Raw genomic sequence first — 25,660 nt, forward strand, 5'->3', positions numbered from 1 at the left:
GAGAAAAGAGAAACATGATGACCGACTCATTAGCAGAACATTACGGCGACACGCTGCCCATTGCGATTATCGGCGCAGGATGTCGTTTCCCGCAGGCCAACTCACTGTTTGAGTTTTGGCGACGCATCGCCGATGGTGAAGAGCTGATCTCTCGTTTCGATGCGGCGGCCTTAACGGCTGCGGGTGTCGACCCCGCTCTGCTTCAGCGTTCGGATTTTGTTCCCGCGGCCTCCGTGATCGAGAATGCAGAGCGTTTTGAGTGGCAGTTCTTTGGTTACTCGCGCCAGGAAGCCGAGAGTATCGATCCGCAGCAGCGCCTGTTTCTGATGTGTGCCTGGGAAGCCTTGGAAATGGCGGGTTACCAGCCTAATACATTACAGGATCGTGTCGGTGTGATTGGCAGTTGCCGCATGAGTACCTGGCAAACCGCCACGGCGGCCGATGCGCAAAATATCGTTACCCCCGCGACGTTCCAGAAACTGATGGGGAATGACAAAGATTATCTGGCGACGCGCGTTGCCTATAAACTGGGCCTGCGTGGACCGGCCTACACCGTGCAGACCGCTTGTTCAAGCTCACTGATTGCCACCCATTTAGCCTGTGAAGCCATCGCCAGTGGAGAAGCAGATATGATGCTGGCTGGCGGTGCCAGCCTAAGCTTCCCTCAACAGGCGGGCTACTTCCATCGCGAGGGCATGATTTTTTCCCGTGACGGCCACTGTCGGCCATTCTCAGCAGACGCCGATGGCACGCTGGTCGCAAATGGCGCGGGCGTCGTGCTGCTGAAGCGTCTCGATCGTGCCGTTGAAGATGGCGATGCCATTCTGGCGGTCATTCGCGGCACCGCCACTAATAATGACGGGAGTGATAAAGCCGGCTTTACCGCCCCCTCGTTGAGTGGACAGCGAGAAGTCATTCAGGATGCGCTAGCGATTGCTGGCGTTAGCGCAGACACGATCGGACTGGTCGAGGCTCATGGCACCGCCACACCGCTGGGTGATCCGCTGGAGATCGCCGCGCTTACGGAAGCCTGGTCGCCTGCTTCACCGACTGCAGGCCAGGCAGCCATTGGCTCACTTAAAAGTAATTTGGGGCATCTGGATACGGCAGCAGGCGTCGGTAGCCTGATCAAAGCCAGTCTGGCGCTGTGGCAGCAGCAAATTCCCCCGACGCTGCATTTCTCTGCGCCAAACCCGGCCATTGATTTCAGCAAAACGCCGTTTCGCGTACCGACCCATCTTGAACCTTGGCCCGTGCCCAAACATGGCTGGCATCGCGCAGCAGTCAGCGCCTTTGGTATTGGCGGCAGTAATGCCCATACCATTCTGGAAAGTGCGCCTGTGCGACAAAACCCGCCGTCGCAGGCTGGGGTCTATCCGCTGCTGCTTTCTGCCCGCACGCCTTCGGCGTTGCGAGCCTTGGCACAACAACATGCTGCTCGCCTGAGCGATCGTGAACCCGGTTTTTCGACTAATGAATATGCGGCGACCTCCCTTTACCATCGCTCGCTATTCCCGTGCCGCGTGTTGTTGCTCGCCAGAGATGCCGATGGTTGGTTAGCCCAGTTACTGGATCTTCTCGAAGTACCCGAAGGTGATGCCGCTAAGACGATGTATGTTGCCGAAGCGGTTGCGCTCAGTGAAACACAGCGTCAGGGCTGGCAGCAGCAATTATCTGCCGATAAACCTGACTGGCAGAGGCTGTTTGCAGAGTCTGCACGTCGTTCACTGCTTCCGGTTGCACCTTTTGAAGGCGAACTCTGTGTACCGCCGCGTGCGGCTGTAAGCGAAGCAAAATCGCCTTGGCTGACTGTCATCGAGGCTGGTCATAACCAAGCCAATACGCTGAGTGCTGAGTTGGACCTCAGCGTATTAGATGAAGAGAACCGATGTGTTGATGCGTTACACTGTCACTATGTGAGTGCCCTGTTCGATCAGATCCCATTGGAACAACCGCTAGGCGATTGTCACGCCATTATGGCCTTGCTGAACATTCCTGCGCGTTACAGTGATTTGATGCAGCGTATGCTGTGCGATCTGACCGCGGCTGGCGTACTGGTGACGCTACCGGATGGCTATTTACTGCGGCATCGCCCGGAAGTAGATGCCGCAGGCTGGCTTAAACGTATGCGAGAGGTGGGTTACCATCATCTGGCTGCGTTGATAGCACGTACCGGCCCGGAACTGGGTAACATGCTGCGTGGCACTGTTGATCCCGTCAGTGTGGTGTTTCCTGCCGCCGCGACCGATGACGTCGAGCATATGTATCAAGAACAACCTTGGTCACGCTACTTCAATAGTCTTGCCTCCTCCGTGTTGCAAAAACTGGCAGAAAATCACACTGCCCCTATTCGTGTGCTGGAGATAGGCGGCGGCACCGGTGGTACCACGCGAGATATGCTGCAGGCACTCCCGCCAGGCCGTTGTTCGCGCTATACCTTTACCGATCTTGGTCCACTCTTTTTGCAAAAGCCCAAGAGAAGTTTCGAGATTATGACTTCATCGATTATCAGACCTTTGATATGGAGCAATCGCCCGAGAGCCAGGGGTTATCGACCGATCACTATGACGTCATTGTGGCGGCCAATGTATTGCATAACAGTGCCGATCTGCGTCAGCTGTTTCGACGCCTTGCGCCGCTGCTGAAGCCTGAAGGCGCGATTTTGCTGCGCGAAATCACCGCGCCCAAGAAACTGTTTGATTTTGTCTTTGGCGCGCTTGTGCCACCGATTGCCGATACGGCACAGCGCCACGGCGAACTTTTTGCCTGCGCAGAAGATTGGCAATCCGCGCTCAGTGAAGCCGGATTAACCCAATTCGCTGCATTTCCCGCCAAACACACCCCTGCCTTTGCGCTCGGTGAACAAATCCTGCTGGCGCAACGCCCCGCACAGCAAACTGAAGCGTCAGCCAGTACGCCAGGTCTGTTGAGCCTGACCGTTACAGCCGAAGAGGGAAATCGCTGGCCCGCAGAACATCTGTTACAAGCGCTAAAACAGGCGCTGCCGTCGCAGCCCGACCAACAACTCTGTGTGACTGAATGGTATTGCAACCCCGTCGGAGCCCCCTCGCCGCTGACGCTCACCGTCGCGCAGCATGGTAAACATCTCACTGTACAGGCGAATAACACACCGCTGTTGCAAGCACGCTGGCGCAAAACGCGCACTCAGCAACCGATCCACTCCGCTTTCAGTCGAAAATTACCGCAGCCTTGGCAGCCAAAAGGTGAATTGTGGCGCTGGCAGTGGCAAAGCACGACGTTAAGTACCGCGGATACGGCAGCGCCGAAAATCCTGCATGTCCCTGATGATCAGTCAGCCCAAGAGCGTTTCTATCAGACGCTACGTGACGAGTTGCCGCAAGCGAATGAAAATCAGCCGCTGCTGTTGCTTGCTGATCGACTCTTTGATGACAACCACCATCATGCCGCCGACTGGCTGCCCGGTTTTCTTACCGTGGCACGTCATGAGTATCCGCAAAGCCGCCTGATATTGGCCGATGGTGATCCTGCTCGCGGTGAGAAAGATGCAGCCCGACTGACCGCCCCGGTTTATCGCTGGCATGAAAATAGTTGGCAGACTCAGACACTGACCAAAGTGCCGCACGAATCTACCGCACATCATATGGCAAGCGGCTGCCATCTGTTTATCGGTGGCCTGACACCGACAGGTTTGGCTGTGGCGAATCAGCAAATCGATCAGGGCGTGCAAAAGTTGCTTTTCCTGGTGCGCAGAGAACCGCGCCCTGCTGAAGCTGATCAGATTGCACGCTGGCGTGCCTTGGGAATTGACGTGGTTATCGATACCGCTGGCGATGCCACCCAACACGAGAAATTTGATGCTGCATTAATCCGTATGGCTCAACATGGCCCGATCGATACCGTCTGGCATCTGGTGGGGAATATTGATGACCGACCCATCAGCGAGTTGGACTGGTCTGCCTTGCAGCAGGTTTATCAGCTGCGCATGACGACCGCCCATCGCCTTGCGGCACATCAGGCGCAACTGTCGCCGAATTGCACGGTGTACTTCTCCTCTGCCGCCAGCGTGATGGGACCGCGTGGTCAGGCCGCGCATGCCAGCGCCTGCTGTGCGCTGGAGCGCATGGCGAGTGCACGTTGTGCGCAAGGCTATGACACACTGGCAGTGGCTTGGGGCTTGTGGCAAATCACTGAATCGCTCTCTCAGCAGCAACAGGCTGCACTGGCGCAGCGTGGCATGTTGCCACTGGAAACCGATGCGGCACTCAACCTGCTTGATCAGGCGCTAGCCGCTTCGTGGTCTACCGTCGCAGCCATGCAGTTGGACGGCATACGCCTGCAGCAAGCCGGTATCAGCGAGGCCGATCGTCTCCAGTTTGCTGAGTTGCTACCTGAATCGACTATCACCAACGCGTCTACTGCACCCGCAGGTGATGACCTTGATCGTTATCTGCGTGGCGTGCTGGCCAAGCAGCTCAACTGCACCATTGAGACCATCCACGACCAAAGCAATCTGGTACAGCTTGGGCTGGATTCCCTGCTGTTCCTTGACCTGAATGAAACGCTGGCGAGTGATTTAGGTATCAAGCTCAATGCCGAGAGCGTGCTAAAAGCAGGTACCGTGTTGGAACTCAAACAAGCGATTCAGGCTGCCACCGCGCCTGCAACAGAAAATGAGAGTGTGCTACGCCAACGCCTGCAGCAGCTTGAAGCGCATCAGCCAGGCTGGCTTGATGCACGAGGAGATGTTATTGACCAGCCTGCCACCTCCGTGACGTTGTCACCACTGCAGCGTGCTCGCTGGCAGCAGTTTGCTAACCAGCCCCAGCTACTGTATGTCGAGTATGATAAGCCTGCGTCTTTCCCGGTTGAGGCTTTTGTTGCTGGTTGGCAGATGCTGCTTAATCGTCACGCTCTGCTGAATAGCAGCATCAATGCGGAGGGTGAAATCGTTACCTCGCTGACACCCGCGAAACTGAATCTTTCGCGATATGACTGGCGTAATGAAGACGTGCAGGAGAAACAGCGTGCGCTGAGAGTGACAATGTCACGTAAACGCTTTGACCTGAGCCAACCTGCGCCGTTAGAAATCGCGTTAGTGCGCCATGAATCGGGATATCGCATTGCTATTGTTATCAGTACATTGCTGATTGATATTGAGAGCTTCCGCGTCTTACTGCGCGAATTACATCAGTCCATCACCTCACCTGGTGGTTCTCTACCTGCGCTGACCTTCTCGCCACAAAGCTATCAACGCACCTTGCTGGCACTCGCGCAGCTGCCGTCTACCAAGGACACAATGTCGTTGATACCTCCTTCGCTACCATGGAAAAAAGGAGACGAGACGGCCGCATTTTCCATTTGGCGTGATGCACTGCCCGCCAGCCAATGGCTGACGTTAAAACAACAAGGCGATGCGTTTGGGGTTTCAGGTAGCGATATTCTGTTGGCAGCCTGGGCGTTGACGCTACGCGACTGGCTGCAACAGCCTGCGTTGCAACTGCGTATGAACTATACCGACCGCTTGCCGCTGCATCCTCACAGTTCACAATTAGTCACGGATGCCAGCACGCTAATGCCGGTTGCGCTCACTCTGGCGAGCCGTGGTAGCTTCCTGCAATTGGCGGAAGCCGTGGCGCAGCAGCGTGAACAGCATCTTGAACAGCATTTACCGGGTAGTGCCGGTGAAGTGGCCTGCCTGACTCAGCTTCCAGTGGCATTTACCAGCTTGCTGGGCGTTCGCCAGGCTTACTCGATCCCGGAAGTTTCCGACCCGCTGTTAGGTATGCCTGACTACGAGTATGCCGCACAAGCCTTTACCCCTCTCCACCTACAGGCGCTGGAGGAGGAAAGCGCCCTTTTATTCAACATCGATCAACAAGAGGGTTGGTTACCGGATGCGCTGGGTGAAGTTGCCATGTTGACCTTGCGGCAATTGTTGGAAACGCTGGCGGCCGGTGAAGAAGGCTGGCATGCATCGCTGGATCAGCTGTTGCCACCGGATAATGACATTCTTGCAATGCTCAAGGAGGATGCATGATGATTTCACGCCCTTCTGCTGTGGTATGCGGCACGCGTTTTGGCGAGCACTACTTAGCCGCACTAGCCCATCCTGATTCTCCTTTACGACTGGCAGGAATTCTGGCGCGCGGCAGTGAGCGATCGCGACTGCTGGCTGAGAAGTTTAATGTCCCGCTGTGGCGTAGCGTTGATCAAATTGATGACTCTGTCACCACCGCCTGTGTGGCGGTACGCAGCCGTATGGTCGGCGGTGAAGGTAGCGCCTTGGCCGAGGCGCTGTTGCGCCGTGGGCTGCGGGTCGTGCAGGAGCATCCTCTTCATCCGGGTGAAGCCGCGCGTTTGCAAAGCCTCGCCAGCGAACAGGGCACCCGCTATCACATCAACAGCTTCTATCCGCAGTTGCCTGCAGCACGGCGTTTTATCGATTATGTGCAGGCATGGCGCAAACAACAGCCTTTGCAGATCATCGAGATCACCACCAGTTTGCAGCTGCTCTATTCAGCGCTGGATGTAGTGGGTCACGCGTTGGGAACGCTGCATGCCAGCCATTTTGTGGCGGCCCCGGCACCTACGCGCAGTGACTGGCCAATGCGTCAGTTGCACGGTGAAATCGACAACATCCCGGTATTGATCAACCTGCAAAACACACTCGATCCGCGCGATCCGGATCATCATAGTCTGGTGATGCATCGCATCTCTTGCGGCAATACCTCTGGCAATCTCTGCCTCACCGGCAGCTTCGGCCCGGTAGTGTGGAGCCATGCCATTTACGCGCCGGATTATCATCGTGATGATGCGCAGTCTTCATGGCTGCTGGCACCAGAGCTGCATCAGCAGAGTCACTATAACCAACAGCCCGGTGCATTGGTGTTTGGTTCACCACGCGGTGAGAGCCTCAACGAGCTGGTGCAAGATGCTTTTCCTCATAGTCTACATCGCGCCTTTGCGGAACTCCTTGCCGATGAATCGCCCGCGTGGCAGCAGCCTGAATGGTGGAAAAATCAGGGTGCACTATGGCTCGATATCATGCGCCAGGTGGGGCAACCGGTGACGCAACAGTTCGACGCGCCCGCCAGACCAAATCCCGATCCACTCAGCTGGGCTGCTGCCATCAAGGAGGAGAGCCATGACTGAATCTGATGACGTATACCGCGAATTGGGGGCATTACTGGAACAGGCGGGTTTAGCCGAGCACGCGCTGTTTCTCAACTGGGGCTATCAGGATCTCGCGGCCAGCCCATTGAATGCGAGCGAAAGCCAGCGACAACTGGTGCTGCAGTTAGTCGGCGATACGCGGATTAATGGGCGGCAGGTACTGGATGTTGGCTGCGGGCGTGGCGGTGCCGCGGCATTGCTGCTGGAGACGTTCACACCGGTCAGCATCACCGGGATTGATCTCAGTCCCGGTAATATCGCGTTTTGCCGTCAGCGCCATCCTCACCCGCGCCTGCGCTTTCGCGTCGCAGATGCCTGTCAACTTCCGCAGGCCGATGCCAGCATCGATGTGGTGCTGAATATTGAATCCTCCGGTGCTTACGAGAAGATTACCCATTTCTGGCGCGAAACCTGGCGGGTGTTGAAACCGGGAGGCGATTTTCTGTATGCCGACTTGTTCACGGCGGAAAGCCTGAACGATGTGTTCAGCGCTTTAACCATGCTGGGTTTTGAAATGAGCGTGCAGCGCTCAATAAGCCGCGAGGTACTGGCGGCACGACGTCAAAACAGCGATCGTTTAGTCCAGCGCTTGGTCGCGACACAGCATAAAGGGCTGAGCGATCAGCAATTGCGTGATTACTTTGCTCTACCCGGTTCAGCGGTGTTTAACGCCATGGAAAGTGGCCGGGTGGAGTATTACATTCTGCGCCTGCATAAACCGCTCCACGCCATCACCGTCAATACCTTGCCCGATGAGCTGGAGGCGCGCCTGCTGCAACGTGCTGCCCGTTTGGCTGCCGCCGTCGAGGGGCAAGCTGAGGCAACATCAGCAGATTATTTCCCATTGCAGGCCCCCAGTGCTGACGCAAAAATTAACGTTTTTGCACTGCCCTATGCGGGCGGCGGTGCGTCGATTTATCGCGAGTGGGGGCGTGACGCACACTGGCCCTCCCACTGGCGTTTCTGCGCGTTGCAATTGCCGGGTCGTGAGAATCGCATTGATGCAGCAGGTTGTTCTGACATGCACGAGTTGGTGGCGTCATTGGCTGAACAGATTGCGCCCTATGCAGACCGCCCTTGGGCGCTGGTGGGATGCAGCTTAGGTTGTAAAGTTGCCTACGAATTGGCGCGCTGGTTCGCCAAGCGGCAGCAATCACCGCGACTGCTGTTTTTGATGGCTTGCCCTGCGCCGCATATTCCAATCACACATCGTCTTTCGCAACTTGACGAAAGGCGCTTTGCTGCTGAGGTTGAACGCTTGGGCGGAACGCCAAAAGCAGTGATGCGCGACGAGGAGATGATGCGCACCGTGGGGAAAGCACTGCGCGCGGATTGTGCGCTGGCCGAAAGTTATGTTGCGGCAGACCTGACACCGCTGCCCATCCCGGTCGTGCTAGTGCAAGCTGAAGATGATGCACTGGTCAGCACCGAGCAGATCGCTGCGTGGCGCCAGCACTTTTCGGCACCGGTCAGTGTTATGACGGTTCAGGGTGGACACTTTTTCCTGCGACAGCATCGTGCCGCCCTTGAGCAGCGGCTGGTTAACGCGCTCAGCCAGTGGCTAGAACCGCCGGAAAAGCAAAAATGGTTTCCTTTCGCCGTGCCTGAAAAAACACATTCAGTTATTTGTTTCCATCATGCCGGTGGCAGCGCCGCCAGTTGGCGCGAGTGGCTGGAGCCGGCACGACAGGTTGGGCTGTCATTCTGCCCGGTTGAATTACCGGGACATGGCACGCGCTTTGCTGAAAACTGTATCGATCAACTGGACAAACTACTGGATGAGTTGTCGGCGTTGATTGCACAGGTGCCTCACCCAGTCACCTTGATGGGGCATAGCCTCGGCGCGTTGATCGCCTTTGCACTGGCGCAACGGCTGCCAGCTGACTGGATTAATGGCGTGATCGTCTCTGCGCGACGTGCACCTCAGCAAGCAACACCTCATCCCTGGCGTCATGAGATGTCGGACGAAGCATTGATGGCAGAACTGGGATCGCTCGGCGGCACTCCCGCTAGCGTCATGGCGCAGCCCGAGCTATTGGCGTTGTTTCTGCCTGTGCTGCGCGCAGATTTCAGTTTGACCGAACGGTACGTGCTGGATGACTGCGTGCCTCATCGGGCACTGCCGTTGATGATTCTGGGCGGAGAAAGTGACAAAGAGGTTCCGATCAACAAGCTTGAAGCGTGGCGTCGATGGGGAGATGACCAGAGTGAATACCATTTGCTACAGGGCGACCATTTTTTCCTGCATCAACATAAAACGGCTCTTTTGGCGCGAATCAGGAACTGGCTGACGCAGATGCAGGGTAGCAGCGTTAAAGCTCGCCCTGTGGTTGAGAAAATCAGCTGATTAACCCTGCTTGATAAACGGCAATGCTACCGTGGCATTGCCGTTTTCACCGCTATTTCAGCGCGCCAGCCCCTGCGCCAGATACTGCTGCATTTCACTCTCTGGAACCATCCCTCCGCCGGTCGCCCAAACCAGATGGGTAGATTTTTCCATTATTTCTGCGGAAAACCCTTGCTGCGCCCAATAAGAATGATCTGCAGATGTAATGTGTGGACCACGCATACCCGCCAGCGCTGAAGGCTCAAGCTGCAACCCTTCGCTGCGGTCAAGCATGGCCAGCAGGTCGTACATTGATTGATCGCTAAGGGTATAGCAGCCATCGATCAACTGCTCCATAGCGCGCCCCACAAATCCTGAAGCACGCCCGACCGCCAGACCGTCCGCAGCCGTCTTGTTATCGATACCGATATCCTGAACAGCAATGCCATCATGCAATCCTGTGCTCATGCCCAGCAGCATACAGGGTGAGTGAGTAGGCTCGGCGAAAAAGCAGTGCACATGGTCGCCAAACGCCAGCTTAAGCCCGAACGCCACCCCGCCGGGGCCACCGCCCACTCCACAAGGCAGGTAAACAAAGAGTGGATGATCAGCATCAACGATGATGCCTTTGTCCTGCAACTGCTTTGGCAATCGCAACCCTGCCACTGAATAGCCGAGGAACAGCGTGCGGGAGTTCTCATCATCGATGAAAAAACAGGCAGTATCGGATTCTGCTGCCTTTCGCCCCTGCTCCACAGCCACACCATAATCCTGCTCATACTCCATCACGATGACACCCTGCGAGCGGAGTTTATCTTTCTTCCACTGCCGTGCATCCGCTGACATATGAACGGTCACCTGAAAGCCCAACCTGGCGCTCATGATACCGATGGAAAGCCCCAGATTTCCCGTAGAACCCACGGCAATTTTGTGCTGGCTAAAAAACTGACGGCTCTCAGGTGACAGCAAAATACTGTAATCCTCTGAAGGAGTGATAAGTCCCGCTGCCAAAGCGAGTTTTTCAGCATGGAACAGCACTTCATAAATGCCACCCCGCGCTTTGATGGAGCCCGATATCGGCAGATGACTGTCCTTCTTGATCCAGAGTTGGCCTAAAATCGGGGCCATTTTCTCCAACTCGGCTTGCATGTGCGGCGCGGCAACCATATCAGACTCAATAATTCCGCCGGTGTTAGCCGTCTCGGGGAAAGCTGCAGCCAGCAATGGTGCGAAGCGTTGCAGCCTTGCTTCAGCATCTTCCGCATCCGCTCGCGTCAAACCGACAGGTTTCAGCCCTTCTTCTGCTGATGTTACGTTTGGATTAAACCAAGCGATTTCCCGCAGGGACTGCAATTCAGTCACTATTGGCAAAGCACATTTCGCGTTAGTGGATTCCGTCATAATTCAACCTCATGGTCTTTTTCAGGTATTTAACAACAGCTTCCAACAGGCTGACAAACGATGGATTTTCATCTTTACATGAAATCAGCTAACACGAAGAAGCCCGCTAGTCGTGCTAAAAATGCGATCAATAAATCACTTTTATACATTATCCCTCAGTGAGATAGCTCTATAATTGGCGCTACTACCTATCAATGATAAGGACCACGGCTTGCGTGAAATAAACGGCGGTCAACTGAGTCGGCTTTATACCTTTGAAGTCGCGGCCCGCTGCGCATCGTTCTCGGTGGCAGCGGCAGAACTTGCTCTCACACCCAGTGCAGTCAGTCATCGCATTAGTCAGCTGGAGAGCGAGTTAAATATCCGCTTGTTCAACCGTTCCCACCGGAAAGTCGAGCTCACGCTGGAGGGTGAGCGCATTTTTGCCGCAATGAACACCTCGCTAAACTTTCTCAATCAGGAAGTGCAGAGCATCAAGAATCAGGGGTTTTCGGGACGATTAACGGTGTACTGTCGGCCCTCTTTTGCTCAGTCGTGGCTTAGTCCTGGCGTGGCCTCTTTTCTTGAGGCTTATCCGCAAATTGATCTCGTCATCCTAACGGGGAATGAAGAGATTGACCTTCACCGGATGGGCGTTGATTTATCCATTAGCTTTGATGATGCCCTTGCCGGAAGCTTTCACCAGGAACATCTCATGGGTGAAACCATTGTTCCTGTGTGTAGCCCAGAATATGCCCAACGTTTTGAGCTCATCGACCAACCTCATAACCTGTCTTCATGCCGTTTGCTGCATGACAGAAAAGCCTGGAGCATGAATTCAGGTGGCGGCGAGTGGCAACTGTGGGCGGAACACTACACTATCGATATCACGGCAGCACGAGGAACCGAGTTTGACCAGGCAGAGTTGGCCGTGACGGCCGCCGTTCATCACGCAGGCGTCGCAATCGGCCGCAAAAGGTTGATCGGAGAAAAGCTGCGCTCAGGTGAACTCATCATGCCTTTCCCCAATACCGAGCTTCAGTGCGCCCAGCACTATTACATCAGTACCCATGCTGACAGACGCTGGCCAAAAGTTGAGGCATTTATTGGCTGGCTAAAAGCGAGGGCTGCGGCTGACCAGTAAGACGAAATTTTTAATCTCAGATTTCTGTTTCTGCTCTGCTTAATGGGTTGAGTTGCCAGAAGGATTAGTGTGATAGCGCTTCCATTTTCGCCATCTATCGCTGGTGAAAAGAGGATGACGAGGCGCAGAATGGAATATATAACCATGTATGAATATATATTCAGTCACTTTGATTCTAACGCTAAACTCTACCGATTTGAGGAGAATGTCTAATGAGTAGCTACACCTACCCAAAATTTGGTGCCGGATTGTGGCATTTTGCCAACTATATCGACCGTTATGCCGTGGATGGTTATGGCCCCGCGCTCAGTACGCTGGACCAGATAAAACTCGCCGGTAGTGTTGAAGACTTGTCCTATGTTGATGTGCCTTATCCTTTCACTGAAGGCGTGACCGTCGAGCAAGTCAAGCAGGCTCTGGCAGACGCGGGATTGAAAGCGATTGGTGTGACACCTGAAATCTATCTGCGCAAATTTTCGCGCGGTGCCTTCACCAACCCCGATGCCGCCATACGCCAGCAGGCCTTTGAATTGATGCACGAAGCCGCCACGGTGGTGCGTGAACTGGGCGCTAATTACGTGAAAGTTTGGCCCGGTCAGGATGGATGGGATTATCCGTTCCAGGTGGATCATAAAAACCTGTGGAAGATGGCGGTCGACGGTATGCGTGAGTTGGCCAGTGCCAACCCGGATGTCAAATTTGCTATTGAGTACAAGCCGCGTGAACCGCGAGTGAAAATGACCTGGGATTCAGCGGCCCGTACCTTGCTGGGAATCGAAGATATTGGTCTCGATAACGTCGGCGTATTATTGGATTTCGGCCATGCCCTGTTTGCCGGGGAGTCTCCAGCTGATTCCGCCCAGTTGATTATTGATCGTGGCCGTCTGTTTGGGATGGATGTTAACGACAACCTGCGCGGCTGGGATGATGATTTGGTGGTCGGTACCGTTCACATGACCGAAATTTTCGAATTCTTCTACGTGCTCAAGATCAATAACTGGGATGGTGTGTGGCAACTGGACCAGTTCCCCTTCAGGGAAGACCATGTCGAAGCGGCCAACCTCTCCATACGCTTCCTTAAGCACATCTATCGCGCCCTGGACAAACTCGACATCGCTGCACTGCAAGAAGCTCAGCGCGAGCAGAATCCATTAAAAGCGCAGAAAATTATTCAAAACGCATTGCTGACAAGCATTGAAGTCTAAGTGCAAGCGCCCGGCAGTAATGCCGGGCATCAACATCAAATGACTGAATAGCCTTCTAGCAGCACCATAATGACATTTCGCACTGTTTTGAGTACTGAAAACTAAATGTATGTTGTAACGATAACGAGTAACTCATCAACATTACGCATGCTGATGGCGCCACTCTTGGGTAACGCCACCGTATCCATAGGCTGCTGCACGCGCATCAATCAGATGCACATAGCTCTCCTGATGCAGATCACCGCGCAGTGCGGCCAGCGCCTGATAGATCTCCCTTAGGTAGCGAGCCTTCTGGGCTTTGGTATTGGTTTCATCCGTAATACTGATATCGAGATGGAACGCACTGCCTCCGGTTTCTGACAGCGCTTTTCCTGCAATAAACCATTGGTCTGCTGGGATAAACTGCACGGTGGCGGCGGTCACCCCACGCTCTTTACCCAATACCTCGGCTGTCAGGTCTTGGATCACTTGAACGGATTTCTGCATCAAATCAGCGTCTCGTTCACCCGATAACTGCAAAACAATATGTGGCATGTGATTTCTCCTTAGTTGGGGTCCACAGCACTATCGCGCATTGCAATCCATCGGTAAAACGGGAATATATAATGACATCCAACCAAAAAACCGATGGATTATATGAACAGCTTCGATATGGAACAGTTACGCAGTTTTGTCACCGCCGTCGATGCTGGCAGCCTTACCGCCGCCGCACCGCTGCGCTGCCTGTCGCAATCAGCACTGAGTGAGCAACTGCGCAAGTTGGAGCTGCGCGCCAATCAGACGTTACTGTTGCGCAGCAAAAGTGGCGTCATCCCTACCGCTGCGGGCGAAAAGTTGTTGCAACACGCCCGCCATTTACTGGCACTTGCGGATCTGGCATGGCGGGATTTACAGGGTGTAACGCTCAATGGGGAGGTTCGATTAGGAATTACTGATTACTGCCGCCCTGCAGATATGGTCACGATTCTGGCGCGTTTTGCACGTGATTACCCGCACTTGAGGCTGCGCACAATGATGGGGAAAAGTCGCGACATTGAAAACGCCTGGCAGCAAGGTGAAATCGATCTCGCCATTGTGATGCGTATCCCCGGCATCCATCCACCCGTTTCAAATTCACGTGAAACCCTCCTGCTGCGTGAACACATGATGTGGGTGGGAAATACTCCCACGTCTCAACATGAACCCCTGCCGCTGGCACTGCTTCCTGAAGGCTGTTCCCTGCATCAACTTGCCTGCCACACCTTGAAGCAACATCAGCGATCGTATCTGATTCGTCATATTGCTTCAGGTGTACGGGGACTCCAAACGGCTTTGGTCGCAGGACTGGGTGTCGCATGCCTCAATCAATCAGCGATTCCCGCTGAGTTACAACACAGGAGTGAATCGCTCGGCTTACCCTCGCTACCATTAGCAGAGTTTGTATTGCTGCGAGGGCCCGAAGACAGCAGCGAAACCTCAAAAACCTGTGTTGCGTTTGGTGAGATCTTACACAGTACTTTGTCCGGCATGACTTAAGCGTTGCCAAAGGTCGGTAACCAACCTAACCAGCTCAAAAGCCATGCCGAAATATTTAACACACCAAAGAGCAATACCAGTGTGATCAGTAACCGTGAACACGGCATCGTGGCAAAACGTTGTTGTGCCTTCCACGCCAGTAATGCCGGGACTATCACTGCCCACAAGGTTGCAAACAATCCTGCAAAGCCGATGGCGGCAACAAAACCGTGCGGCCAGAAGAGCGACGCGATAAGCGGTGGCAGGAAGGTTAAACATGCTGTCTTAAAGCGTGCTGTGGGTGAATTTCCCCACCCTAATCGGTCGGAGATAAAATCGAACAACCCGGCGGTGACACCCAGAAAGGATGCGATGACGGCGAAGTGAGAAAAAACAGACATCATAAACGCCAAGGCACTGACGTGCAGATGGTCGCGTAAAGCGGCCATTAAGGCTGCGATGTCTCCGCCTTGTTGCACAATGGCGGGAAAAGAGGTTCGCGGTAGGTTACCCATGGTGCAGATGATCCAGAACAGATACAGCGCCAGTGATAATAGGGTTCCGAGAAACAGTGCGCGGGTAATAAGCGATTTATTCCCGTTGTAGTAACTCACGAGGCCGGTGATATTGCCGTGATAACCAAAGGAGGCCAGACAAAAAGGCAGCACGCCAAGCGCATACGGCCAATAGCTTTCACCTGCCGGTGCGGGGCTGACCAGCGACGGTAAGTTAACCTGGGTGAGTAGACCGCCGAAAAGCAGAATTAATAAAAGGATCTTTGCCAGCACGCAGAAAGTCATAATACGGCTGACGCCTTGGGTGCCAAGCCAAACCACCGCCGCAACACCGACCGTTAATGCGATTTTTGCCCCCGCAGTGGACAACGGAATTCCAGCCTGATTCAGCGAGTGTTGGTACACCGGGCCACTCGCAGAGATATAGGCGTAAGTCAGAATCCCCAATACAAACAAAATACTTAAGCCGTTGAGTGCCGCCCAGCGGCGGCCCAGTAGATCTTTGGTTAGCGTGTCGTAGCCCGCCCCCGTTGGATAATGCAAACTGGTACGCATAAACAATAAGCCTGACAGCAGCATCGCCCCCCAACTGACCAGCAGCAACAGCAATGCCCAGCCAAACCATGCGCCAGCCATCACCACCGGCAGTGTGAACATGCCCGCACCCACCACAGTGCCGCAAATAATCATTGCGCCCCACCAGACAGAAGGCTGGCGGCGGCTCATTAACGTGTCCGTCATTTAGTCATCCCTACACCACATCAAAGGCGGCGATATTACATGGAATGCAACGTGATGCAGAGACGAAGGCGGCAGGAAAAGGCGACTGGAGTGTCAGCCTGGAGTGACAGGGTCACTGTCAGAGCAGATATATACGCGGACAACAGAGTGAAAGTAGAGTTGCAATAATATTAATGCGAATCGTTATCGTTTACATTGCGTTTAAATTCTATTGCCTATTGTGTCCACTTGTAAACAGGACTCGATAATCAACGGATAATGTAAGTGAAAATCAACACGATAACTTTAGCGCTCCTCGCCACATTTGCCGCCTCTTCGCACGCCAAGGACGAAACCTTGGTGGTGACTGCCAGCGGCTACGAGCAAAAACTGACTAATGCGCCAGCGTCCATTTCTGTCATTGACCAAAAAGAACTCCAGCAAAAAAATTATACCGATCTGGGTGAAGCGTTGAGTGGCGTTGAAGGCGTCGATGTGCGTGGAGGAACCGGTAAAACGGGCGGGCTTGATATCAGCATTCGTGGCATGCCCAGCAGTTACACGTTAATCCTGATTGACGGTGTGCGTCAAAACGCCAGCACAGACGCCACACCAAACGGCTTTGGTACGTTAGATACCGCCATGATGCCCCCCCTTTCCGCCATTGATCACATTGAGGTGATTCGCGGTCCGATGTCCACGTTGTATGGTTCAGATGCCATGGGTGGCGTGATCAATATCATCACCAAGAAAGGCGGTGATGCATGGCACGGCGGCATTAACATCGGCCATTCGGTGCAGGAACACAGTAAATGGGGTGATTCGTCTCAGATTGGTTTTTACACCAGCGGCCCGCTGGTGAGCAAAACCTTGGACCTGGCCCTGCGCGGCAACTTCACGCATCGCCAAGGCTCGAGCGTCACCAGTTTAAGTGATAGCGGCAGTGATACGCGTGTGCCTTATCCTACCCAGTCTGATAATTACAATTTTGGCGGCCGCCTGAGCTATAAAACCAGCGATAAGAATACATTGTGGATCGATGGTGAAACCGCACGCCAGACCTACGATAACCGTAACGGACAACTTGGCCCCGTTGGCACCAGTGGCGGAGGCTATACCGATGAGCTGCGTTACCAGCGCCAAAAAATTATGCTCGGCCATGATACCGATTTGTCGTTCGGCCGCTGGAGTTCAAGCCTCTCTTACGCTGTCACTGAAAACAAAGGGCGCGTGTTGACCGGACGTTCACTCTCAGCCGCCAATCAGTCCCTTTCAGGTAACGACCGTGAACTCAAGAACACCAACACTATCCTTGATTCCAGCCTGATTGCTCCCCTTGGCGATGATCATCTCTTGCAGGTCGGCGGGCAGTATTGGGATGCACGCCTAAAAGATGGCATCGTATTAGCGAATAGCGGTGAAACCTTCCAGCAAAAAACCTGGGCGCTGTTTGCCGAAGACGATTGGCAGCTGTTAGAACCCCTGTCACTGACCTGGGGCGCTCGCTACGAAAAGCACGATAGTTTTGGTGGCCATCTCAGCCCTCGCGCCTATTTAGTGTGGAATGCCTTCGACAACTGGACAGTGAAAGGTGGCGTCAGCACCGGTTATAAGACGCCATCGCTCAGCCAGTTGCACAATGGCGTGAGTGGCGTGGCGGGCAATGGTTTGGTGAGCACTATCGGCAACCCAAACCTCAAGCCTGAAACCAGCGTTAACTACGAAACGGGCATCTACTATGAAAATGAAGCCAATGTGAAGGCAAACGTCACTGGCTTTATTAACAATTACCGTAATGCCATTGAATCAGAAACCATTGATGACACAACCAACTCGTATCGCAATGTGGGTAAAGCGATCACGCAAGGTATTGAGTTCGCCACCAGCTTCCCGGTGTGGACACCAGCGCTGACGATGAATCTCAACTACACCTATACCGACAGTAAGCAGCGCGGTGGTGATAACCCAGGCGCGCCGCTCACCAATACTGCACGTCAGATGGCAAACGCACGTCTGAACTGGGCCGCGACAGAAGATCTAAACACCTGGCTGGCAGTGGAATATCACGGTAAAACCCCCCGTTACACCACGGGTTACAGCAATCTCAGCGCGGTGCAGAAAGCGGTGTATGACGACCGTGGCGCTTACCTGAAAGCCTGGACAGTGGTGAATTTGGGAGCTTCTTACAAGTTGACGCCGCAGCTCACGTTGAATGGCACGGTAAACAACCTGTTTGATAAAGATTTCTCTGGCGTGGAGCTGTATCGCGTGGGCAACAGCAGCACCTATGCAGGGGATTATTTCCAGACGCTGGCATCAACCACCGGTTATGTCACGCCGGGGCGCAACTACTGGTTATCACTGAACTACAGTTTCTAATCTCTACGACAAATGAAGTGACGCTATTTTAAAAGGAATAGATAGCGCCGCCTCATTAATAAAATTGTCATCTTCGCCCTACTCTTCTTTATTTCACTAAACACTTCATCAACGGAGATTCAAATAGGATAAAACTCATCACCATCATGAAGAAAAATGTGTCAGGGTGAGAGCGCTAATATTACGCAGGCTTTCTGATGACTTTTTCGAGGACGAACGGGTGAACTATTTCGATGTCTCCATTCTCGCCATCATTCAAGGGCTAGCTGAACTGCTGCCTGTTTCCAGCTCCGCGCATGTCATCATGACGGAGAAACTTCTGGGGCTCGATCCCAGCTCACCGCAGATGACCTTGTTACTGGTTATGCTACATACCGGCACCATGTTCGCTGTGATCGTTTATTTTTGGCAAAACTGGCGAGACACTTATTTCAGCTCGGCAAGAGCATTTAAGAAAAATGTATTATTCATCATTATTGCCACCTGCGTAACCGGCATTGTCGGGCTAACGCTGATGAAATTAATAAAAACTTTTTTCGCAGCCAATGCGGATACCTTCGAGATTGAATCCCTTTTCAGCAACAGCAAAATTATCGCCACGGGTTTAGCCGCTGCTGGCTTGTTAATCATTGCCTCCTCGCGCTTAAAAGAGAAAGATCAGGGCGAACTCTCGCCGCTTAGCGCTGCGGGTATCGGTTTGGTTCAAGGGTTGTGCTTGCCGTTCCGTGGCTTCTCACGTTCAGGTGCAACAATCTCAACTGGGCTCACACTGGGTGTCGCACGTAAGCGTACTGAAGAGTTCAGCTTTGCGCTGGCCGTCGTGCTCACACCTGCCGTTATAGTCAAAGAGGGATTACGCGCTTTCACCGTCAGCCCCGCAGGCAGTGCCACGATGACCAGCGGCATCTTGTTGCCAAGCGTAGTGGGCATGGTGCTCAGTTTTGCAGCCGGATTACTCGCGCTACGCTGGCTATCTCGCTGGTTAGCACATGACCGTTGGCACTTGTTTGGCGGCTATTGTCTTTGTGCTGCAGCGCTAATTGGCTGGCTAGGGTAACTCTGCGATCCGGGGAGTTTACTCTCCGGATTATATTGCCTGGGTGTCTTCTTATTAATTTTTACCTGTCTATTTTTCAACCTACGGCCATGACTTTCACATTTAATGAGGTTATTAGCGCCTTGAATGTGATGCCCCTACTTTCCCTGCGACAAATCTATCCATATTTAATCCCACCAGCACAGTTAAAGGTGGAATTGAATGACTTTCACTTACATCGCGCATTTAACTACTTGCTATTAATCACTCTTAGAAACCTTTATCTACGTTTACGCCATTCCATGACCTTCCTCACAACTTACAATAAAGTTCTCGCTTCGCCATTGCGCTAACCCTCTGATGTGGCCTTATATTTATTAGGCCACATTGCTGGCCGCTTACCCCATCGATAATTCCGTATTTTGTTATTAATCAAACCCAGCCAATCTAATGGAGGATGCATGGGTATTAATTCAAACAGAGGCGTTATATATCAAGGTCCCGGTAAAGTTGAAGTACAGGATATTGCCGATCCGACGTTTACTAATCCCGCCGGTAAAAAAATTGATCATGCGGTGATTCTTAAGGTGCTATCCACCAATATATGTGGCTCTGATCAGCACATGGTTCGAGGACGAACAACCGCCCCCGCAGGTATGGTACTCGGCCATGAAATTACCGGTGAAATTATCGAAAAAGGCTCAGATGTCGAGATGCTCAATGTCGGCGATATTGTCTCTGTGCCGTTCAACGTCGCCTGTGGTCGCTGTCGCTGCTGCCGTGAGCTAGATACCGGCGTCTGTTTAACCGTTAACCCTGCACGTGCTGGTGGTGCTTTTGGCTATGTGGATATGGGTGGCTGGGTGGGTGGACAGGCGAAGTATGTCATGGTGCCCTATGCCGACTTTAACCTGTTGAAATTCCCTGACCGCGATCAGGCTCTGTCGAAAATCCTCGATCTCACCATGCTCTCAGATATCTTGCCAACCGGCTTCCACGGTGCAATTAAAGCCGGCGTAGGCGTTGGCTCCATTACCTATGTCGCCGGAGCAGGACCCGTCGGCTTAGCCGCTGCCGCCTCAGCACAGATCCTCGGTGCGGCGGTGGTGATGGTGGGTGATTTCAACAAAGAGCGTTTGAATCATGCTGCTAAGATGGGATTTGTGCCCATCGATTTGAGCCAGCACGATCGTTTAGGCGAGATGATTGCCCAAGTCGTCGGCGTACCGGAAGTGGACTCTGCTATTGATGCGGTAGGATTCGAGGCACGCGGCCATTCTGGTAAAGAGCAGCCGGCGGTGGTACTCAATCAGATGATGGAAATTACTCGCGTAGCTGGCAACATTGGTATCCCGGGTTTATATGTCACTGCGGACCCCGGTGCACAGGAAAAAGCCGCGAAGGAAGGATCACTCAGCCTCAAATTTGGCCTGGGTTGGTCGAAGGCACAATCGCTGCACACGGGACAAACCCCGGTACTGCGTTACAACCGCCAACTGATGAACGCGATTCTGCACGATCGCTTGCCGATCGCCAAAATCGTTAACGCCAAGGTGATCCCTCTGGAAGAAGCTGCACAAGGCTATGCTCATTTTGATGCAGGCGTGGCAGCCAAGTATGTTCTTGACCCACATGGTGTGATTGGCTGAGCCATTGGTGGCTCGGCCTTTACTTGCTGAGCTGCCCTCTCAATCCCTATAATCCGCTTTCCAACATAATAAAAGTAACCCTCCCTTACTTTTGTAAGTAAAAAACGCACCGAGACACAATTAATTACACCCTGAAACCTCTAATGTTATTAGGGGCTTTATTTCAATCTTATTTCCGCTCCGCTTGATACTGTGCTGTTTTATTCATCGATATGGATTAATTAACAGCGTTCCACCCTCTTGTTCGATTATCAGAAGTGAAACCATTGTTTACCTCAAGCGGCTGTGCTATTAATCTGAAAAAAATTTGCAGCGCATTATTTACCAACCATTTTCTTTTTTTAAATCCTTTTTTCGTTCATTTAGGTCAAACAATCAGGCAAATCCATGAATCCAATTATCTATATCGTAGATGATGATCCAGCCGTCAGAAGTTCGCTTTGCAGTCTATTACACTCCGAAGATTACCAAGTGCAGGATTTTTCCACGCCAGAAGCTTTTCTTGTAGCAGCACGCAACGACGTGCCCAGTTGTCTGATACTGGATTTGAATATGCCAGGCAACGATGGCTTGCTGGTTATTGATAAAATGAATACCCTAATGATGCACATTCCCACGGTCTTTCTCACGGGATTTGGCACCATTCCAGCCACCGTTCGCGCCATGAAAGCCGGTGCATTCGAGTTTTTAACTAAACCTGCCGATCCCGAACGTCTGTTAAATGTGGTCGCGGAAGCATTGCAACTTTCACAAAGCAGTCTCAGCCAGCAGCAAGAGCTGCACGAACTGACACAGCGTTACAAATCCCTCACCGTTCGCGAGCGCGAAGTGATGGAGCTGACCATCAAAGGTTTAATGATCAAGCAAATCGCCATGGAGATGAGTGTCAGTGAAATTACCGTGAAAGTGCATAAACGTAATTTGATGGATAAGATGAAATCACGCACCGTTTCGGATTTAGTGCGCGCCTCAGAACGTCTGGTATTAGTCCGTGCACAACAATAATCGATTTCTAACTTAATTAATCAAAATGCGTCATAGCTGATTGGAGAGTGAAAACTGTCCTGTCAGCTATTTATCTATCAGCATTAGTATTCAAGCGAACTTAATATGGTGGCGAACGCTGTTACCATTGGACGGACAGTTGTTTGCCTATGTGGACGACCGTGAAGCTATTTGGCGCGCCAGGATGCGCGCCGGATCAATTAAACTTAGCTCTGCGCACTGACCAGACGTACCGCAAAACCAAAGAACAGCATACCCGTCAACATATTCGCCAGTTTCACCAAGCGCGTCCGATTCTTAAGGAAACGCACCATCACGCTCCCTGCCAGCAACAGCACGGTGTAATAACTCAGGCTGATCATCTGAATCATAGAACCCAGTACCGCAAAAGCGGGTGCCGTATGGGTGACGGCCGGATCGATAAACTGTATAAAGAACGACACATAAAACAGAATTGATTTTGGATTAGTAATACCCAACAGAATAGCGCGCAGGAAGTAGTTTTCTTCTTTAACGGGCGCTACGGGTTCACTGGCGCCACGCTTACGGAAGGCCGCCATGATAATTTTTGCTCCAAGATAGAGCAGGAACATCGCGCCCATGTATTTCACAATCATGAAGATATGTGGACTGGTGCGAATCAGGGTCGCTACGCCGGCCCACGCGAGCAGAATCAGAAAAATATCGCCTAACAGCACGCCCGCAATGGCACGTGTTGCCGCTTTCGCTCCGCGACTCATACCGGTACGCAGCACATACAGACTATTCGGACCAGGTAATAAAATAATCACCAGCGCGCCCGCCAGAAACGTCCATAAATTGATAATACCCACTTCGTGCAGCATAACGACATTCACTCCACAGCCATGCCGGCTAAATAGCCAACTGACGGTTGTTATTGATTTGACAGGTGAGAAGCAGCAGCGGATCGCACTGCTGATGGCGCAATATCTTAGCAGATGGTCCTGAGCGATGTCGCAAACAACCTGCAGTTTATCGAATCCGTCATATCCAGCCACCCTTAAGCGCTATATAATCCGCTGCATTACGCTTTAGGGAATCCCTATGAACATCAGATTGAATCGCCTCGTTCTTGCCGGCTTGCTCACTTTTACCTCCTTACACAGCTACGCCAACCGTGTGGTCACCGATCAGATTGGTCGTGAAGTGACGATTCCCGATCGGGTTGATCGTGTGGTGGTGCTCCAGCATCAAACCCTGAATTTATTGGTACAACTGAATGCGACCGATAAAGTCGTTGGTATTCTCGCGAACTGGAAACAGCAGTTAGGCGATGGCTATGCGCAGTTGGTGCCTGAACTGACCCAAAAAGCGATGCTGGGTGACTTAACCCATGTTGATTTAGAAAAGCTGGTGGCGCTGCATCCGCAGGTGGTGTTTGTGACCAACTATGCGCCAAAAGAGATGATCGATCAGATCTCTGCGCTCGGTATTCCGGTATTGGCGATATCATTGCGCCATGATGATGCCGGGCAGCAAGGCAAAATTAACCCGAGCATGCAGAATGAGGATCAGGCATACGATCTGGGCATTAAAGAAGGCATCACGCTGATTGGTGAAGTAGTCAATAAGCAGCAACAGGCCAAGGATCTCATCGCCGCCGCTTTTGCCGGACGCAAGCTGGTCAGTGACCGTCTGAAAGATATCCCAGAGCAGCAACGCGTTCGTGCCTATATGGCGAACCCCGATCTCACCACCTACGGCTCCGGCAAATATACCGGTCTGATGATGGCACATGCTGGCGCACTCAATGTCGCCGCCGCCACGATTCAAGGCTTTAAGCAGGTCAGCATGGAACAGGTGGTGGCATGGGATCCACAGGTAATTTTCGTGCAGGATCGTTATCCGCAGGTGGTGCAGGAGATTAACCAAGACCCGCGCTGGCGCACCATCGCCGCTGTAAAAAATCATCAGGTATGGTTAATGCCCGAATACGCTAAAGCCTGGGGTTATCCGATGCCGGAAGCCATCGGTTTGGGTGAATTATGGATGGCGAAGAAACTTTATCCGGAAAAATTCCGCGACATCGATATGCAGCAGCAGGCTGACCGCTGGTATCAACGTTTTTATCGGACTTCCTATCATGACAACACTGCAAATACTGGCAGCCGGTAGTCTGCGTGGCGTGTGGCCACAACTGATTGCGGAATTCAGCGCGCAATCTGGCCTGAGGGTGGAGACCCAATTTGGTCCCGCCGGACTATTACGCCAGCGTATTGAACAAGGTGAGGCGTGCGATTTGTTCGCCTCAGCCAACTTGTTGCACCCAAAAACATTGCTGCAACAAGGGCGTGCGCAAAATGTTGGTCGCTTTACGGCAAACACGCTGTGTTTAACCGCTAAACGTGACGTTGTCACTGCCGGAGATGATTGGCTGTCATTGTTGTTTCGCGCGGATTTACGCTTAGCCACTTCAACCCCGCTTTGCGATCCATCGGGTGATTATACCTGGCAACTGTTCGACAATATCGAACTGCGCCATCGCGATTGTGGCGACTTTCTCCGACAGAAAGCGCGCCCACTGGTGGGAGGTCCAGACAGTCTTGCCATTCCCGCCGGCGAACTGGCCGCACAATGGTTAATCGACAACGACCATGCGGAGCTGTTTATTGGCTATGCCAGCTACGCGCCGCGACTGACCCACTGTTCTCAGTTACAAGTCTTGATGATTCCTGCCGCCTACAATGTACAAGCCGAGTATGGCTGGGCGACACTCTCCTCAAGCGCCCAGCCATTGGCGAACTTCCTCATGTCAGACACCGCGCAAGGCATATTACGACAGCACGGTTTTACTTAAACCACCATTGCCAGCAATACGCTGCACAACAGCATGACATAAATGCGTGCATGCCACCTATCAGGCACTGCGGGCAGGTAACGCCGGGTGAATATAATGCCCAACCAACCTGCCCCTACCAGCAATCCAAGACTCCTCAAACTGATAAAACCTAGAAAGCCACTCATCGGAATCTGCTGCCAGCCGCTGATGGCATAGGTCACACTGCCACAGAGTGCCACCGGCAGTGAAAGTGGATTTGCCGCACTGACGCATTCCTGCATCGTATAACCATGGCGTCGCAAAAGCGGCACAGTCATGACGCTGCCGCCCACGCCAAGCATCGCCGCAATGGTGCCTATGATTATTCCTCCGCCTCTCACGGTTCTGCGCAACAAGGGGCGCGTCGTGGTGCCAGTGAAAAAACCTTTTCGTATTAGGCAATCGCCAATCGTGATGACCATATAGAGGATAAACAGCGTGTGAACCACACCATTGCCCAGTAATCCCGCCAGCCAGGATCCCAGTACAGCTCCGAGCGCAATAAACCACAGCAGTGGAAACAGCACCTGTGTGGGCAACTTGCCTGATCGCCAGTTTTGCCAGCTTGCCCATCCCGCATTAAAGATCATGACGGCTGTCGATGTTGCGACGGCAATATGCATAGCTTGAGAAGCTACATTTGGCTGATGTGATAGCAATTGATAGACAAACGGCACCACTACAAAACCGCCCCCGAAGCCAAAGAGGACCGTGGTGATGCCAGTGGTGAAACCGGCTAAAGTAATAATAACGATATCGTTCAATGGTCTATCCCAATCAGTGAAGAGGCTACGCAGCATACGTTCTCTGCGC

At 52.9% G+C, this 25,660-nt stretch carries 17 protein-coding genes and 1 pseudogene; 13 read left to right on the plus strand and 5 right to left on the minus strand.

The annotated features are described in order from the left end of the window. Positions 1 to 17: 17 nt before the first annotated feature. From HA51_RS27390 to HA51_RS01645, 4 genes and pseudogenes are all read left to right on the plus strand, one after another. Positions 18 to 1,478 (plus strand): annotated as a pseudogene (locus HA51_RS27390) (beta-ketoacyl synthase N-terminal-like domain-containing protein); the annotation flags it as partial. A 944-nt stretch (positions 1,479 to 2,422) separates the two neighbouring features. Then, positions 2,423 to 6,019 carry a KR domain-containing protein gene (locus HA51_RS01635; RefSeq protein ID WP_139810611.1) on the plus strand — a complete coding sequence of 1,199 codons (3,597 nt, stop codon included), beginning with the start codon at positions 2,423 to 2,425 and terminating at the stop codon, positions 6,017 to 6,019. Continuing rightward, a complete protein-coding gene (locus tag HA51_RS01640; RefSeq protein ID WP_084931519.1) occupies positions 6,016 to 7,134 on the plus strand; it encodes a Gfo/Idh/MocA family oxidoreductase in 1,119 nt (372 codons plus the stop codon). Before HA51_RS01635 ends, HA51_RS01640 begins: the two co-directional genes overlap by 4 nt. After that, positions 7,127 to 9,502, plus strand: a complete 2,376-nt coding sequence (locus HA51_RS01645) for an alpha/beta fold hydrolase (RefSeq protein WP_084931521.1) — start codon at positions 7,127 to 7,129, stop codon at positions 9,500 to 9,502. The genes HA51_RS01640 and HA51_RS01645 overlap by 8 nt, the downstream gene beginning before the upstream one ends. A gap of 57 nt (positions 9,503 to 9,559) precedes the next feature. Here the strand turns inward: HA51_RS01645 and HA51_RS01650 are convergent, their stop codons facing one another. Next, positions 9,560 to 10,882 carry a D-serine ammonia-lyase gene (locus HA51_RS01650; RefSeq protein WP_084931523.1) on the minus strand — a complete coding sequence of 441 codons (1,323 nt, stop codon included), beginning with the start codon at positions 10,880 to 10,882 and terminating at the stop codon, positions 9,560 to 9,562. A gap of 190 nt (positions 10,883 to 11,072) precedes the next feature. Here HA51_RS01650 and dsdC point away from each other — a divergent pair, with 190 nt between their 5' ends. Together dsdC and HA51_RS01660 are read left to right on the plus strand one after the other, a co-directional pair. After that, the gene (gene dsdC / locus HA51_RS01655; RefSeq protein ID WP_084932050.1) at positions 11,073 to 12,005 is read left to right on the plus strand and encodes a DNA-binding transcriptional regulator DsdC; all 933 of its coding nucleotides are present in this window, start codon (positions 11,073 to 11,075) and stop codon (positions 12,003 to 12,005) included. Positions 12,006 to 12,217: 212 nt separating this feature from the next. Next, positions 12,218 to 13,210 (plus strand): sugar phosphate isomerase/epimerase family protein, encoded by a 993-nt coding sequence (locus HA51_RS01660; RefSeq protein WP_084931525.1) that lies wholly within the window; start codon positions 12,218 to 12,220, stop codon positions 13,208 to 13,210. 141 nt (positions 13,211 to 13,351) lie between these two features. Here the strand turns inward: HA51_RS01660 and HA51_RS01665 are convergent, their stop codons facing one another. Further along, positions 13,352 to 13,744, minus strand: coding sequence for a tautomerase family protein (locus tag HA51_RS01665; protein WP_084931527.1), 393 nt, complete (start codon positions 13,742 to 13,744; stop codon positions 13,352 to 13,354). 102 nt (positions 13,745 to 13,846) lie between these two features. On the opposite strand from HA51_RS01665, the gene HA51_RS01670 reads away from it, so the two are divergent. Beyond that, entirely contained in the window at positions 13,847 to 14,725 is an 879-nt protein-coding gene (locus HA51_RS01670) for a LysR family transcriptional regulator (RefSeq protein ID WP_084932052.1), read from the plus strand. Here HA51_RS01670 and HA51_RS01675 read toward each other — a convergent pair. Continuing rightward, entirely contained in the window at positions 14,722 to 15,960 is a 1,239-nt protein-coding gene (locus HA51_RS01675; RefSeq protein WP_084931528.1) for an aromatic amino acid transporter, read from the minus strand. The genes HA51_RS01670 and HA51_RS01675 overlap by 4 nt on opposite strands. Before the next feature lie 264 nt (positions 15,961 to 16,224). Between HA51_RS01675 and HA51_RS01680 the strand changes: the two genes are divergently transcribed. The 4 genes from HA51_RS01680 (at position 16,225) to HA51_RS01695 (ending at position 22,008) form a co-directional block, all read left to right on the plus strand. After that, positions 16,225 to 18,318 (plus strand): TonB-dependent receptor, encoded by a 2,094-nt coding sequence (locus HA51_RS01680; protein WP_084931530.1) that lies wholly within the window; start codon positions 16,225 to 16,227, stop codon positions 18,316 to 18,318. Between the two features lie 220 nt (positions 18,319 to 18,538). Then, positions 18,539 to 19,375 carry an undecaprenyl-diphosphate phosphatase gene (locus HA51_RS01685; RefSeq protein ID WP_084931532.1) on the plus strand — a complete coding sequence of 279 codons (837 nt, stop codon included), beginning with the start codon at positions 18,539 to 18,541 and terminating at the stop codon, positions 19,373 to 19,375. A gap of 440 nt (positions 19,376 to 19,815) precedes the next feature. Further along, positions 19,816 to 21,003, plus strand: coding sequence for a formaldehyde dehydrogenase, glutathione-independent (gene fdhA, locus HA51_RS01690; protein WP_245840119.1), 1,188 nt, complete (start codon positions 19,816 to 19,818; stop codon positions 21,001 to 21,003). A 387-nt stretch (positions 21,004 to 21,390) separates the two neighbouring features. Beyond that, a complete protein-coding gene (locus HA51_RS01695) occupies positions 21,391 to 22,008 on the plus strand; it encodes a response regulator transcription factor (RefSeq protein ID WP_084931534.1) in 618 nt (205 codons plus the stop codon). A gap of 206 nt (positions 22,009 to 22,214) precedes the next feature. Here HA51_RS01695 and leuE read toward each other — a convergent pair whose 3' ends face one another. Further along, on the minus strand, positions 22,215 to 22,853 hold the full coding sequence (gene leuE / locus HA51_RS01700) for a leucine efflux protein LeuE (protein WP_084931536.1): 639 nt from the start codon (positions 22,851 to 22,853) through the stop codon (positions 22,215 to 22,217). Positions 22,854 to 23,073: 220 nt separating this feature from the next. Here leuE and HA51_RS01705 point away from each other — a divergent pair, with 220 nt between their 5' ends. Both HA51_RS01705 and HA51_RS01710 read left to right on the plus strand, forming a co-directional pair. Further along, positions 23,074 to 24,144: an ABC transporter substrate-binding protein gene (locus tag HA51_RS01705; RefSeq protein ID WP_084931538.1), complete on the plus strand. Its 1,071-nt coding sequence runs from the start codon at positions 23,074 to 23,076 to the stop codon at positions 24,142 to 24,144. Continuing rightward, positions 24,113 to 24,826, plus strand: coding sequence for a molybdate ABC transporter substrate-binding protein (locus HA51_RS01710; protein ID WP_084931540.1), 714 nt, complete (start codon positions 24,113 to 24,115; stop codon positions 24,824 to 24,826). The genes HA51_RS01705 and HA51_RS01710 overlap by 32 nt, the downstream gene beginning before the upstream one ends. On the opposite strand, the gene HA51_RS01715 is transcribed toward HA51_RS01710, so the two are convergent. Next, on the minus strand, positions 24,823 to 25,611 hold the full coding sequence (locus HA51_RS01715; protein ID WP_084932056.1) for a sulfite exporter TauE/SafE family protein: 789 nt from the start codon (positions 25,609 to 25,611) through the stop codon (positions 24,823 to 24,825). The two genes, HA51_RS01710 and HA51_RS01715, sit on opposite strands and share 4 nt — an antisense overlap. Between the last annotated feature and the right edge of the window lie 49 nt (positions 25,612 to 25,660).

Source organism: Pantoea rwandensis (genome assembly GCF_002095475.1).
Taxonomy (GTDB): Bacteria; Pseudomonadota; Gammaproteobacteria; order Enterobacterales; family Enterobacteriaceae; genus Pantoea; species Pantoea rwandensis.

Bases quoted from the DNA above. Each gene is read 5' to 3' on its own strand.
- leuE (WP_084931536.1), bottom strand. From the start codon at position 22,853: ATGCTGCACGAAGTGGGTATTATCAATTTATGGACGTTTCTGGCGGGC.
- HA51_RS01710 (WP_084931540.1), top strand. From the start codon at position 24,113: ATGACAACACTGCAAATACTGGCAGCCGGTAGTCTGCGTGGCGTGTGG.
- fdhA (WP_245840119.1), top strand. From the start codon at position 19,816: ATGGGTATTAATTCAAACAGAGGCGTTATATATCAAGGTCCCGGTAAA.
- HA51_RS01650 (WP_084931523.1), bottom strand. From the start codon at position 10,882: ATGACGGAATCCACTAACGCGAAATGTGCTTTGCCAATAGTGACTGAA.
- HA51_RS01645 (WP_084931521.1), top strand. From the start codon at position 7,127: ATGACTGAATCTGATGACGTATACCGCGAATTGGGGGCATTACTGGAA.
- HA51_RS01670 (WP_084932052.1), top strand. From the start codon at position 13,847: ATGAACAGCTTCGATATGGAACAGTTACGCAGTTTTGTCACCGCCGTC.
- HA51_RS01640 (WP_084931519.1), top strand. From the start codon at position 6,016: ATGATGATTTCACGCCCTTCTGCTGTGGTATGCGGCACGCGTTTTGGC.
- HA51_RS01675 (WP_084931528.1), bottom strand. From the start codon at position 15,960: ATGACGGACACGTTAATGAGCCGCCGCCAGCCTTCTGTCTGGTGGGGC.
- HA51_RS01695 (WP_084931534.1), top strand. From the start codon at position 21,391: ATGAATCCAATTATCTATATCGTAGATGATGATCCAGCCGTCAGAAGT.
- HA51_RS01660 (WP_084931525.1), top strand. From the start codon at position 12,218: ATGAGTAGCTACACCTACCCAAAATTTGGTGCCGGATTGTGGCATTTT.
- HA51_RS01705 (WP_084931538.1), top strand. From the start codon at position 23,074: ATGAACATCAGATTGAATCGCCTCGTTCTTGCCGGCTTGCTCACTTTT.
- HA51_RS01665 (WP_084931527.1), bottom strand. From the start codon at position 13,744: ATGCCACATATTGTTTTGCAGTTATCGGGTGAACGAGACGCTGATTTG.